Genomic DNA, 13,130 nt, shown 5'->3' with positions numbered 1-13,130 from the left:
TTACTCCTTTTTGTTTGTTAAAATGATAGCTTCATATGGTCTTAATACTAATTTATTATTAAGAACATGAGTTTCTTCGTAATTTTTATATATGACTTTTAGATTCCTAGTATCTAAACTAAAATCTGTTTCAACTTGATGAAAATTACATACAATGTATAACGTTTCATTAAGGCTCGTTCTTCGATATGCGAAAACATGAGGATGATTAAAGTCTAATAATTCGTACTTACCAAAGCGTAACGTATCATTTGTTTTTCTTAAATTAACCAAGAATTGATAGGTATAAAAAATAGAATTTTTATCGTCCAAAGCCTGCTTAACTGTTATACTTTCAAAGTTTGGATTTAAATGTGTCCACGGCTCGGTATCAGAAAAACCTGCAAATTTCGTATCATCCCATTGCATTGGGGTACGTCCACTATCTCTTGCTTTAAGTTGTATCGCTTTTAATAGTTGTCTAGGATTATCTCCATTAGCCAACCTTTCTTCAATAATATTTCTTGTCTCAATATCACTATAATAGTCTAAACTAGGAAAATTTGGATTCGTCATACCAATTTCTTCACCTTGATAGATATAAGGTGTCCCTTTCATTCCATGTAACAATACAGCTAACATCTTAGCACTTAACGTACGATAATATCCGTTATCATTCCCCCATCTCGATACTATTCTAGGTAAGTCATGATTATTCCAAAATAAACTATTCCATCCATTATTCTCTAAACCAAGTTGCCATTTAGAAAAAACTTGTTTCAAATCCTTCAGGTCAAGTTCTTTTAAATCCCAACGTTGTTTCCCCGGAACTTTATCTAAGTTTATTTGTTCAAATTGAAATACCATAGAGAGTTCATTACGATCTGGACGGCTATATAGCGGTGCATTTTCAATAGTGGCACCCCATGTTTCTCCAACAGTCAGTAAATTTCTTCCCTTAAAGCAGTGAGTATGCATTTCTTGAAGATACTGATGTAATAGCGGTCCATTCTCTTTTATACCCTCAAATGGTTTTTTTCCTATTAAATCTATTACATCTAATCTAAAACCTGCTACTCCTTTTGAAATCCAAAAATTTATCATTTTATAAATTTCTTTTCTAAGGTTTGGATTTTCCCAATTTAAATCTGGTTGCTCTTTTGCGTAAAAATGAAGGTAGAATTGTTCTAAATGTGGAACATACTCCCAAGCAGATCCAGTAAAATTTGATTGTAAATTAGTTGGTTCGTCACTCCAAATATAGTAATCATGGTAAGGATTATCTCTAGATTTAATCGCTTCTTGAAACCACCAATGCAAATTACTAGTATGATTTAAAACTAAATCCATGATTATTTTTATTCCTAAATCACTAGCTTTTTGAATAAGCTCTTCAAAATCTAACAATGATCCATATTTAGGATTAATTGAATAATAATCACTAATATCATAGCCACCATCTACTTCGGGAGATTGATACATTGGTGTTAGCCAAATTACTTCAACTCCCAATTTTTTTAAATAAGGTAATCTACTGATAATTCCTTGAATATCTCCAACACCATCAGAGTTACTGTCTTTAAAACTTTTAGGATAAATTTGATACACTACGCTAGAATGCCACCACTTTTGATTATCAACCATTATTTCTCCTTGTCTTTTAGATTTATTATTATTATAATGGATAAGAACAAAACATTTCGTAACATTTTTGGAAAAAAATATAACAAAATTATCATATTGGAGGATCATGTGGATTATCAAAATTTGAAAGAAAAAAGAGAACACGGTAAACCTGATTTCCGATTTCAAGTAATAAAACATATAGATATGCTTGGAAACTACTCAGTTCCTGTTCACTGGCATACTGATTTTGAAATAGTGTATGTAGAAACTGGTAACATGATTGTCTCAAACAATCATGAAGAATTCGAAATTTCAGAAGGAGAATTTTGTTTTATTAACAGTAATGCATTACACTCTGTATTTAGTTTAACCCCTTCAGTTCATCATGCGATTATTTTTCACCCTTCACTATTAGACTTTAGGCAGTATGACTTGGCTCAATTAAATTTTATACAACCACTGACTAGTGGAAATTCGAAAGTTATTACTAAAATTTTACGTAACAATAATTTTAAAAATCTAATCCACAATCTAGCATATACTGATGATACTGATTATTTGCGGATTAAATTACTTTTGTATCAATTAATACTTGACTTTTATGAATGCGAACTAATCAATATTAAAAATCAAGAAGACCATATGTCTAAAATCAAACACATTATCACTTACTTGCAATCACACTACAACACAAATGTAAATCTAAAAAATTTAAGTAAATATATGGGATATTCTGAAAATTATTTATGCAAGCATTTTAAGGAGAGAACCGGTCATACTATCTTTCAGTATTTAAATCAATATAGGATACACAAATCAATTGACTTACTAGAGAAATCAGATAAATCAATGCTTGAAATAGCTCTAGATTGCGGATATGAAAGTGATTCATACTACATAAAACAATTTAAAAAGCATATGAATCAAACACCTAAGCAGTATCGTAAATTTTTTCGAAATAGTAAATAATTCTAAAAGATAACTTACAAAAAGGAATTTTCCAAAGGGATATTCGATTCAATTACGATGATATGATATTCAGCAAGATTAGTCTTACCACTTTATTTTTAGTTACTACCAAAAATTCTTTGTAGCAATTAATTTTGATACTGTTCTATACAAATAGGCTGAAGACTATATCCCAAGAAAATCGAGTAGGGGATAATCTCTAGCCCTTCTCACACCACCGTGCGTGCCGTTTGGCATACGGCGGCTCAACTAACTTTTAACGCATGTCGTTCAAGGTAATAATCCAAGTCATAACCACCCGTGAAAACGGGTGGCTTGTACACCGGCTATAAGCCGTTTCTCTCCAGCGGCGTCTAAAGACGCTCGCTGAACTTCGTTCAGGTCGTGCTATATTACTTGACTAATGCCCGTCACAACGGGCTTTTACCTTGTTCTAAATCCGCCATCAGAAAACGGATCTTCATATTCTTTTACACTCAGCTTATCGAGTGCAATATCATTCTTTTCCTGCTCGCGAATATATTTAGCTACGGTCTTTTCGTTTAGTCCAACGGTACTTACATAGTATCCCCTAGCCCAGAACTTTCGATTTCCATACTTATATTTTAAATTAGCGTGCTTATCAAATATCATCAATGCACTTTTGCTCTTGAGATACCCCATAAAATCGGAAATCGAAAGTTTGGGAGGTATCAGTACAAACAGGTGTACATGGTCTGGCATCATATGACCTTCGATAATCTCCACGCCACGACAACCGCATAGATGTTTAATAATATCTATCAAATCCGACCTGACTTTGTAATATATCGCCTTACGGCGATACTTAGGTGTAAAAACTATATGATATTTGCACATCCATTTAGTATGTGATAAACTGTAACTGGTTTTAGCCATTTATTTTTCCTCCTTTATCTAACCTGAACAATTAGATTATACTTGGAAAAATAAATGGAAGCTAGAAGCCTTGTCAGCCACCAGCATAGCTGGTGGTTTTCTTGTTTTTCTCTACGAGAAAAACTGGCTTGAAGCTATAACACGAAACCAGTCCACGTTTTTCAAGGACTGGTTTTGATATAGCACGTTTAAGTACCGACTTCTGAGCTACTAATTGATAATGGTCGCTCCAGCCAGATACCTTATCTGCTATCCATTTAGGAACCCCTAACTTAAGCAATCCCCATAATCGTCTAGATTTCTTCTTCCATTGCTTCCAGATAATCACTCGTAGGCGAGTACGTAAGCGCTCATGAGACCTCACAGGATAAGTCGTACATCTTTCCTCGTTTATACAAGATATGAAGACGTTAAAAGGTTACAGTGAAAACATAGTATATTGAAGCTGGAATAGTACACCATAGCTGCTAAAATATTTCTAGAAATTAAATTGACTTTCTTAATTGATTTATTCGTATCTTATTTTAATCTACTCTAGGAAGATTTATCTTTTTCACACAAACCTTAGTCCGAATTCAATTACTCTCGTGATTTACGCATATAGGTTACGACTACCTTTTTGGACTTTAGAGTTTTAAAGCCCCCTTATCCGCTATATACGCCTTACTATCACGTTCCTGTTCGTAGAGCCACGATTTCGCTATCCCTTCCTCTGCCGATCCTTATTTCCAGCGTCAGACTTAAAACGGTCAACCCCCAGACCGTTTTAATCCGCTACCTCACGATAGTCAGGCTTGGGAATCGTTATTGGGTTCACCGGTAGCAGGTGCCCACGGAAGACTTACACCTCAGATATACGACATGCCCGTCGTACTTAGAAAAGCCCTTGAAACCAAGCGATTTCAAGGGCTTTTAATCGTTTATTTGTATCACTTATCTTATGCTGATTTCTGTCGCAATTACCTTAATCGTCATTTACTTTCCTCTGGATTCAAGCTAATCCCACTTCAATCCCACATGTTCGTTCATTTCTTTGTAAGCTGTATCAATTCGTTCCTTAGTCGCTTCATCTAATTGATCACGATGACTGCCACCCTCTATAAAATCTTCCAAGATATAGGTTTGATAATGATATAAAGGATAGCCTTCTGGTGAAAAGGTTCCCTTTGGTGTTCGATTGACCCAAGTAGGATGAGCTTTAGCTGTTCCGATAGTTGTTTTTCCATCCTTCTTCTTAATGGTCACGTCCATGAGAACGCCACGTTCAGTCCACTTAGCATTTTCTTCATCTCCCATAGATTCAATCCGTTGATTGGAAATGAAGTTCCCCATTGAATAGATAATGAGTTTCTTCTCCCCATCTTTTTCAACAATTTCAGATGGCTCAACTACATGTGGGTGCCCTCCAAAGATAACATCTGCTCCCCAATCGATCATCTTGTGATAAAGAGCCTTTTGTTCTTCAGTTGGTTCCAAGCGATACTCCACACCCATCTGAGGCATGATAATGGTGATATCTGCTTCCTTCTCTGCCCGTTCAATTTCAGCCTTCATCTTATCTTCGTTTAAATCTGAAAGATAACGATTATAGTCTTCCTGAGAAATATACTGCTCAATGCCATTGAATCCATAGGAATAGGCCAAAAGTGCAACCTTGATACCATTCACTTCCTTAATGACCAGCGGAGCCTGATCACGTGGTTCATGCGTATACACTCCGATTGGAGTGATTCCAGCTTTCTCAATAATATCGGCCGTTGAAATAACTCCCTCAATTTGCGAATCCAAAATATGATTATGAGCTAAATCCAGCACATGATAACCTGCATCCTTAATGGCATCCATAACTTCAGCAGGAGCATTAAAGAGAGGATAACCCGCTAAATAATGATCCTTATTGATGGTTCCTTCAAAGTCACCAATAGCTAAATCTGCTTGCTTAAGCCAAGGTGTCACATACTCAAAATTCTCATGAAAGTCATAGGTACCGTCTTCTTTTTTAGCTGAAAAGAAAAGTCCATCGTGGTAGAGCAAATCTCCGTTGGCCATAATTCTAGCAGATTTTTCCTCTTCCTGCTCCTGAGACTTTTGCTTAGTCCCTTCTTGAGAAATAGTATCTCGTTTTTGACTGGTCAGAGGCATGCCTTGGAAACTTTCAAACAACAAGACCAAGCCCATTGATAAAGCAACTGCTAGCAAGAGTACCGCCACAAATCCTTTATTGCTCCACCTGCGATAACTCCTAAAAAAGTTTACCAAGCCCTTCATAAAACGAAAAGCTAAACCACCCTGATTTCTATCTTGTCTTCTTTGCATCTTCATTCTCCCTACTTTCTTATGCAAGCCTTTTCTTTTTATTATATCATAGATAAGTAATTCTTTCACAATTGATACTCTTCGAAAATCAAATTCAAACCACGTCAGCGTCGCCTTACCGTATATATGTTACTGACTTCGTCAGTTCTATCTGCAACCTCAAAACAGTTTTTTGAGCAACCTGCGGCTAGCTTCCTAGTTTGCTCTTTGATTTTCATTGAGTATGAATTGAACATCCTATCTATTTTCTATAAATCCTAAAGGCTGTAATACTTTCAATCCTTGTCATTTTGTGTTATCATGTAGAGGTAATGAAAGGAGAGAAAATGTCTGCTATAGAACGTATTACAAAAGCTGCTCACTTAATTGATATGAACGATATTATCCGCGAGGGGAATCCAACTCTACGCGCGGTTGCTGAGGAAGTCACTTTCCCCCTATCTGACCAGGAAATCATCCTAGGCGAAAAGATGATGCAATTCCTCAAACATTCCCAAGATCCTGTCATGGCTGAAAAGATGGGGCTACGCGGTGGGGTTGGACTTGCTGCTCCCCAGTTGGACATCTCAAAACGCATTATCGCTGTTTTGGTACCTAATATTGTTGAAGAAGGCGAAACTCCACAGGAAGCCTACGACTTGCAAGCCATTATGTACAATCCAAAAATCGTCTCTCACTCTGTTCAAGACGCTGCTCTTGGCGAAGGAGAAGGTTGCCTGTCTGTAGACCGCAACGTGCCTGGCTATGTGGTGCGCCATGCTCGAGTTACTGTTGACTACTTTGACAAGGATGGAGAAAAACACCGCATCAAACTCAAAGGCTACAACTCCATCGTTGTTCAGCATGAAATTGACCACATCAACGGTATCATGTTTTACGATCGTATCAATGAAAAAGACCCATTTGCAGTTAAAGATGGTTTACTGATTCTAGAATAAAGAAAATCCCGTTGCAAGACGGGGTTTTGTGTTATAATAGAGGCATGAAAACAAATGATATTGTCTATGGCGTCCACGCCGTTACCGAAGCCCTCCTTGCAAATACTGGAAACAAACTCTACCTCCAAGAAGATCTCCGAGGTAAGAATGTTGAGAAAGTCAAGGAACTGGCTACAGAAAAGAAGGTGTCCATTTCTTGGACCTCCAAAAAATCCCTCTCTGAGATGACTGAAGGTGCTGTCCACCAAGGTTTTGTTCTACGAGTGTCCGAATTTGCCTATAGTGAGTTGGTTCACATCCTTGCCAAAACACGCCAAGAAGAAAATCCACTTCTATTGATTCTGGATGGCTTAACTGATCCTCACAACTTAGGCTCCATCTTAAGAACCGCTGATGCGACCAATGTTTCAGGGATCATCATTCCCAAGCACCGTGCTGTCGGAGTTACTCCTGTCGTTGCCAAAACGGCCACAGGTGCTATTGAACACGTTCCCATTGCCCGAGTGACCAACCTAAGCCAAACTCTAGACAAACTCAAGGATGAAGGCTTCTGGACCTTTGGAACAGATATGAATGGAACTCCTTGCCATAAATGGAATACAAAAGGGAAAATCGCCCTCATCATCGGAAATGAAGGAAAAGGTATCTCTAGCAACATCAAAAAACAGGTCGATGAAATGATTACCATTCCGATGAATGGACATGTTCAAAGCCTCAATGCCAGTGTTGCTGCAGCCATTCTCATGTACGAAGTTTTTCGAAATAGACTATAAAAAAAGTTTCCAGTCATCTGATTGGAAACTTTTTATGATTAACTATGTTCTGTAATAAATTTGTAAGCTTCTTGACCAGCGATAGCTCCATCTCCAACTGCTGTTGTTACTTGGCGAAGGTCTTTCAAGCGAACATCTCCAACGGCAAAGATACCGTCAACTGCAGTTTTCATGTGGTTATCTGTCACAATCCATCCTGCCTGATCTTGGATATTCAATTCTTTAACAAAATCGCTAACAGGGTCCAAGCCAACATAAATAAAGACGCCACCGAAGGCTTGTTCTGTCACTTGACCTGTTTTCACATTTTCAAATACGACAGATTCTACTCGGTTTTCACCCTTGATTTCCTTCACTACAGAATCCCAGATAAAGCTGATTTTCTCATTCGCAAAGGCGCGGTCTTGTAAAACCTTTTGAGCACGAAGTTGGTCACGACGGTGAACAATGGTAACAGTCTTAGCAAAACGAGTCAAGAAGAGGGCTTCTTCAACAGCTGAATCTCCACCACCAACTACCAACAAATCTTGGTCACGGAAGAAGGCACCATCACACACGGCACAATAAGAAACACCACGACTGTTCAGTTCTTCTTCTCCAGGCACTCCCAAAGGACGGTGTTTAGAACCAGTTGCTACGATAACGGTACGTGTTTCATATGTTTGGTCATCAGTAATCACTTTCTTAAAATCACCATGGTCTTCGACATTTCCAACATAAGCATAAATGTGATCAACACCGAGATTTTCAAGTGGTTCAAACATCTTTTCAGACAATTCTGGTCCACTAATATTAGCGTATCCGGGGTAATTTTCAATATCAGATGTATTATTCATCTGACCACCTGGCAGACCACCTTCAATCAAGGCTACTTTCAAATTGCTTCGAGCAGCATACAAGGCCGCAGTCATCCCTGCAGGTCCAGCACCGATAATAATAGTATCGTACATATAGTTTCCTTCTTTCTTGTTGTAACTGTCTTTATTCTAACTCTTTCTTATCAATCCTGCAAGGATTATGCCTTGAAAACAAGAATTAAACTCATAACCGCAAAGGATAATACTGGAACAACCAAGACTCCAATCATAATCATATCATAGAGATGGGCTTGGCGAGCCTTGGCTGTCTTATCAACTCCCGACATGGCTCTCAGTCCAATCCAAATTCCTAAAAAAATCAGGACAAGGATGGTGGTCAAGATCAAACTCTCGAAATATAAAGAAAATAGTTGCAGTAGCATGATTTCTCTCATTTCTATCTTTTCTATCTTTTTTAAAGAGTAAACTCAGCTAGTCCAGCTAACTGAGTTTTTCTTTCTCTATTATATCAAATATAAGTCCGTTTGTAACTAGCGAAAAATTCTTTTGTCCGCTCTTCTTTAGGATGGTGGATAATCTCATCTGGTGTTCCAGACTCAATGATTTTCCCCTTATCTAAGAAGAGAATCTTATCAGCCACTTGGGCTACAAAGGACATATCATGACTAACCAAAATCATAGTTTGACCTGACTTAGCAGCATCTGCAATGGACTTCTCTACTTCACCGACCAATTCTGGGTCAAGAGCTGAAGTTGGTTCGTCTAAGAGCAAGACATCTGGTTTCATAGCAAGCGCACGCGCCAAGGCAACCCGTTGCTTCTGTCCACCTGATAAATGGCGAGGATAATGGTTTTCACGGTCAGAAAGCCCAACCTTAGCCAACTCTTCCTTGGCAATCTTAGTCGCTTCTTGGTCAGATAATTTCTTGACAACAACCAAGCCTTCTTTCACATTATCAAGTGCTGTTCGGCGTTCAAACAAATTAAATTGCTGAAAAACCATAGACAACTTACGACGAAGGGCAAGGATTTCTTCTTGAGTGATTTTAGAAAAATCAACTGAGAAATCATCAATCTGAATAGAGCCACTGTCAGGTGTTTCAAGATAATTGAGACTACGAAGAAAAGTTGATTTTCCAGCTCCTGAAGAACCAATCAAGGCTACAACTTCCCCTTTTTGAATATCCAAGTCCAGATGATCCAAGACAGTCTGTCCTGAAAAGGATTTGCTTAAATTCGAAATCTTAATCATTAACGAAGGTCTCCTTTCACATCTGTTTGCACTATATCGGGTGCAGAAATAGCCATTTTTCTCTCGATGAAACGACCGAGGCTTTCAATTCCGATATTGACTACCCAATAAACAAGGGCAACGGAGATAAAGCGTTCAAAATAGCGGTAGTCAGCTCCACCTAGAATCTGAGCTTGGGCAAAGACTTCCACAACACCCGCACTAAAGGCTAGGGAAGTTCCCTTGGTCAAGCCGATTAGGGAGTTAATCAAGGTTGGAGTCGCCACAACTGCCGCATTTGGAATAATCACCCGACGATAAACTTGTGCTCGGGTCATACCCAAACTACGTGCCGCCTCAATCTCACCAGGATTGACTGAGAGAATGGCTGCACGAATGGTTTCACTGGCATAAGCCGCTTCATTAAAAGCAAAGGCGACAATCGCAAAAGCAGCGGCTGGAATCGCATTGATATTGAGACCAGTACCCCATTGCTGATTGAGAGCTTTCAAAGCCAAAGGGATTCCGTAGTAGGTCAACATGAGTTGCACCAAAATCGGTGTCCCTTTTAAGAAACTAACGAAGAAGGCCTGCAAGGGGTATAAAATCTTGACACGATTGATCTTCACAATGGCAAAAAGAAGTGCCAAAACCAAGCCAAAAAAGGCACCACCAATTGTCAACATAATCGTTGTTGGAAGTTGTTGGACAATTCTCGGGATTCCATCAAAGACCGAACGCAGACTAAAAAGCTTGCCATCCGGAATCAATTGCATCAAGTTTTGGTACCAATCTGATGCTAAAATCGTTATAACATTCATAAAAACATACTCTCCTGATAATGATTCATTCTACCATACTTCTGCCGTCAATGAAATTATTTGCTACGGTCAGATACAGACTTTGTCTACCTACTAGTTTATCATACTTTGAAACAGGGAGGCTATATATTTTATCTATCAAAGAGATAAGTAAAAACTATTTCAATCCCAATTCTTCATAAGGTTTTCGATAACCGATTTGCTTAACAGTTCCATTTTCTACTAAAATTGGCCGTTTTAACAACATACCGTCACTTGCTAGCAACTGAGCTGCTTCTTGGTTCGACAGACTTCCTACCTTATCTTTCAGCCCTAGTTCACGGTATTTGATCCCACTGGTGTTAAAAAATTGCTTCAACTCGAAACCTGAAGTCTCTAACCAGTTTAAAATGACTTCTTGGCTGGGTGTTTCTTCGACGATATGAACGGCTTTGTAGTCCACACCTAATTGATTTAATTCTTGTTTTGCTTTTTTACAAGTTGAACATTTTGGATATTCGATAAATTCTAACATGTCTTTCTCTTTCTATTTTATATCTTTAAAATCTGCGCCTTCATGCTCCAAGAGCCAAGCTTTCTTTTCCACTCCTGCAGCATAACCTGTCAGGCGCTTGCCTGCTCCCAGCACCCGATGACAAGGTACTAGGATAGACCAAGGATTGCGTCCCACCGCTCCACCAATTGCTTGAGCAGAAGCCACTTGCAAATCTTGGGCTATTTGACCATAGGTCACTGTCTGACCATAAGGAATTTCCTGTAAATAGGACCAAACTTTCTTTTCAAAATCTGTTCCGATTGGCGCCAAGGGCAAGTTGGATAAATCCTGAGACTTTCCTTTAAAGTAATCATCTAAGCAAGCAATAACGGGGTCTAAAATGGGATGACTAACAACTGCTTCTATCGTTTCATCTCCTAGTCCCCTCTCAAAATGCTTCTGCTCCTGCATCCAAATGCCATACAGATATTGCTCGTCGGCAACCAAAGACAAGGTTCCTATTGGCGAAAAGTAGAGCTTTTTTACGTACTTCTTTTGCATTATTTCTTCAATTTTTGATAGGCCAAACGTTCGCCATCAACTGGAACCTTACCAACCTGTTTAAAACCGAGTTTTTCAAAGATATGCTGCATGGCCTTGTTTGCAACATGCGTATCTGAGCGAAAATCTAGATAGTCAAAACCTTCAATCAAGCCCTCTAAGAAGGTTTGAGCAACTCCTTGTCCCTGGACATCTGCAGCCACAGCAATACGGTGAAAAACTAGATATTCTGACTCCTCAGCTTGCCATTTTCCTTCATAAATGGCTTCATAGGCTGTCTCTGGACTCTTGGTCACAGCAGCATAGGCTAGTAGTTCTCCTTCTTCCAAGGCTACATAGGCTTGACCTGAGATAATATCATCGATAATAATGTCCGCATTTGGATAACCATTTTGCCACTGGTCACTACCAGCATCTGCTAAACATTTTTTAGCATTCTCCATCACTTGCATGATGGCATCTACTTCATTTGGAAAAGCTAAACGAATCTCCATCTTTTCTCCTCATTTCTGACTAGTTTCTCCCATCATAGCATAATTTAAGTCTTTCTACAAGCAGTTAAAGCTTGACTTTCTGTTTTTATTATTTTATAATCTAGTTATCAAAACTAGATAAAAAGGAGTTGGAAATGAAAACTACCTTTTCCTACCCAAAATGGGCAGAAATTCCAAACATTGACCTCTATCTGGACCAGGTTTTACTCTATGTCAATCAGGTCTGCGCCCCTATCTCTCCTGATAAAGACAAGGGCCTAACAGCATCTATGGTCAACAATTATGTGAAACATGGTTACCTGACAAAGCCTGACAAGAAAAAATACCAACGCCAACAGATTGCCCGTCTGATTGCTATCACAACCCTCAAGTCGGTATTCTCTATTCAAGAAATAGCCCAGACACTGAATACTCTCCAAACTCAAGCAAGTTCAGACCAACTCTACGATGCTTTTGTAAACTACATGAACCAAGGAATTGATCCAGCTAACCCCATTATCCAAAGTAGCTGCCAAACCGTTAAACTCTATCATCAAACTCTAGCCTTAATCGATCATACTCAAGAGGAGGAAATCTAATGAATACAAGCCTAAAGCTCAGCAAACAACTTAGTTTTGGAGAGGAGATTGCTAATAGCGTGACCCATGCCGTAGGTGCAGTTATCATGCTCATCTTACTGCCTATTTCATCAACCTATAGTTATGAGATACACGGATTTTTATCCTCTATCGGCGTTTCCATTTTTGTTATTAGTCTCTTTCTCATGTTCCTCTCATCCACCATTTACCACTCTATGGCCTATGGTTCGACCCATAAATATGTCTTGCGAATCATTGATCATTCGATGATTTATGTTGCTATTGCAGGCTCATACACGCCCGTCGTCTTGACCTTAATGAATAACTGGTTTGGCTATCTGATTATTGCCATTCAGTGGGGAACGACCATCTTTGGTATTCTCTATAAAATCTTTGCTAAAAAAGTCAATGAGAAATTTAGCCTTGCTCTTTACCTGATTATGGGCTGGTTGGTTCTGGCTATTATTCCTGCCATTATCAGTCAAACGACGCCAATCTTTTGGATTCTCATGGTAACTGGCGGACTCTCTTATACAGTTGGAGCTGGATTTTATGCCAAGAAAAAACCTTATTTCCACATGATTTGGCATCTCTTTATCCTAGCTGCGTCCGCACTCCAATACATCGCCATTGTTTATTACATGTAAAAAAGTT

At 38.7% G+C, this 13,130-nt stretch carries 15 protein-coding genes and 1 pseudogene; 5 read left to right on the top strand and 11 right to left on the bottom strand.

Annotated elements, in window-relative coordinates:
* The gene (locus OC529_RS10585; protein ID WP_262082133.1) at nucleotides 1–1,623 is read right to left on the bottom strand and encodes a glycoside hydrolase family 13 protein; all 1,623 of its coding nucleotides are present in this window, start codon (nucleotides 1,621–1,623) and stop codon (nucleotides 1–3) included.
* 108 nt (nucleotides 1,624–1,731) lie between these two features.
* On the opposite strand from OC529_RS10585, the gene OC529_RS10580 reads away from it, so the two are divergent.
* On the top strand, nucleotides 1,732–2,574 hold the full coding sequence (locus OC529_RS10580; protein WP_262082132.1) for a helix-turn-helix domain-containing protein: 843 nt from the start codon (nucleotides 1,732–1,734) through the stop codon (nucleotides 2,572–2,574).
* Between the two features lie 423 nt (nucleotides 2,575–2,997).
* Here the strand turns inward: OC529_RS10580 and tnpA are convergent, their stop codons facing one another.
* The 3 genes and pseudogenes from tnpA to OC529_RS10565 all read right to left on the bottom strand — a co-directional run bounded on the left by tnpA (nucleotide 2,998) and on the right by OC529_RS10565 (nucleotide 5,787).
* On the bottom strand, nucleotides 2,998–3,471 hold the full coding sequence (gene tnpA / locus OC529_RS10575) for an IS200/IS605 family transposase (RefSeq protein ID WP_023934883.1): 474 nt from the start codon (nucleotides 3,469–3,471) through the stop codon (nucleotides 2,998–3,000).
* 73 nt (nucleotides 3,472–3,544) lie between these two features.
* A pseudogene (locus OC529_RS10570) lies at nucleotides 3,545–3,823 on the bottom strand (hypothetical protein); the annotation flags it as partial.
* Between the two features lie 644 nt (nucleotides 3,824–4,467).
* Nucleotides 4,468–5,787, bottom strand: coding sequence for a CapA family protein (locus tag OC529_RS10565; protein ID WP_316043914.1), 1,320 nt, complete (start codon nucleotides 5,785–5,787; stop codon nucleotides 4,468–4,470).
* A gap of 326 nt (nucleotides 5,788–6,113) precedes the next feature.
* Here OC529_RS10565 and def point away from each other — a divergent pair, with 326 nt between their 5' ends.
* Nucleotides 6,114–6,725 (top strand): peptide deformylase, encoded by a 612-nt coding sequence (gene def, locus OC529_RS10560; protein ID WP_001272956.1) that lies wholly within the window; start codon nucleotides 6,114–6,116, stop codon nucleotides 6,723–6,725.
* A 44-nt stretch (nucleotides 6,726–6,769) separates the two neighbouring features.
* Nucleotides 6,770–7,498, top strand: a complete 729-nt coding sequence (gene rlmB / locus OC529_RS10555) for a 23S rRNA (guanosine(2251)-2'-O)-methyltransferase RlmB (protein ID WP_262082131.1) — start codon at nucleotides 6,770–6,772, stop codon at nucleotides 7,496–7,498.
* Nucleotides 7,499–7,536: 38 nt separating this feature from the next.
* On the opposite strand, the gene trxB is transcribed toward rlmB, so the two are convergent.
* The 7 genes from trxB to OC529_RS10520 form a co-directional block, all read right to left on the bottom strand.
* A complete protein-coding gene (gene trxB / locus OC529_RS10550) occupies nucleotides 7,537–8,448 on the bottom strand; it encodes a thioredoxin-disulfide reductase (protein WP_262082130.1) in 912 nt (303 codons plus the stop codon).
* 65 nt (nucleotides 8,449–8,513) lie between these two features.
* Nucleotides 8,514–8,738: a DUF4059 family protein gene (locus OC529_RS10545; protein ID WP_000926599.1), complete on the bottom strand. Its 225-nt coding sequence runs from the start codon at nucleotides 8,736–8,738 to the stop codon at nucleotides 8,514–8,516.
* An 86-nt stretch (nucleotides 8,739–8,824) separates the two neighbouring features.
* The gene (locus tag OC529_RS10540; RefSeq protein ID WP_000590965.1) at nucleotides 8,825–9,568 is read right to left on the bottom strand and encodes an amino acid ABC transporter ATP-binding protein; all 744 of its coding nucleotides are present in this window, start codon (nucleotides 9,566–9,568) and stop codon (nucleotides 8,825–8,827) included.
* A complete protein-coding gene (locus OC529_RS10535; protein ID WP_262082129.1) occupies nucleotides 9,568–10,368 on the bottom strand; it encodes an amino acid ABC transporter permease in 801 nt (266 codons plus the stop codon). The genes OC529_RS10540 and OC529_RS10535 overlap by 1 nt, the downstream gene beginning before the upstream one ends.
* A gap of 157 nt (nucleotides 10,369–10,525) precedes the next feature.
* Nucleotides 10,526–10,882 (bottom strand): arsenate reductase family protein, encoded by a 357-nt coding sequence (locus tag OC529_RS10530; protein ID WP_000889094.1) that lies wholly within the window; start codon nucleotides 10,880–10,882, stop codon nucleotides 10,526–10,528.
* 12 nt (nucleotides 10,883–10,894) lie between these two features.
* The gene (locus tag OC529_RS10525) at nucleotides 10,895–11,404 is read right to left on the bottom strand and encodes a methylated-DNA--[protein]-cysteine S-methyltransferase (protein WP_262082128.1); all 510 of its coding nucleotides are present in this window, start codon (nucleotides 11,402–11,404) and stop codon (nucleotides 10,895–10,897) included.
* On the bottom strand, nucleotides 11,404–11,898 hold the full coding sequence (locus tag OC529_RS10520; RefSeq protein ID WP_262082127.1) for a GNAT family N-acetyltransferase: 495 nt from the start codon (nucleotides 11,896–11,898) through the stop codon (nucleotides 11,404–11,406). Before OC529_RS10520 ends, OC529_RS10525 begins: the two co-directional genes overlap by 1 nt.
* A 134-nt stretch (nucleotides 11,899–12,032) precedes the next feature.
* Between OC529_RS10520 and OC529_RS10515 the strand changes: the two genes are divergently transcribed.
* Complete coding sequence (locus OC529_RS10515; RefSeq protein WP_262082126.1) at nucleotides 12,033–12,476, top strand: DUF1836 domain-containing protein; 444 nt, start codon at nucleotides 12,033–12,035, stop codon at nucleotides 12,474–12,476.
* On the top strand, nucleotides 12,476–13,123 hold the full coding sequence (trhA, locus tag OC529_RS10510; RefSeq protein WP_262082125.1) for a PAQR family membrane homeostasis protein TrhA: 648 nt from the start codon (nucleotides 12,476–12,478) through the stop codon (nucleotides 13,121–13,123). Before OC529_RS10515 ends, trhA begins: the two co-directional genes overlap by 1 nt.
* Nucleotides 13,124–13,130 lie beyond the last annotated feature (7 nt).

Source organism: Streptococcus sp. Marseille-Q5855 (genome assembly GCF_946901985.1).
Classification (GTDB): Bacteria; Bacillota; Bacilli; order Lactobacillales; family Streptococcaceae; genus Streptococcus.
This window is presented reverse-complemented; position numbering and strand designations above follow the sequence as displayed.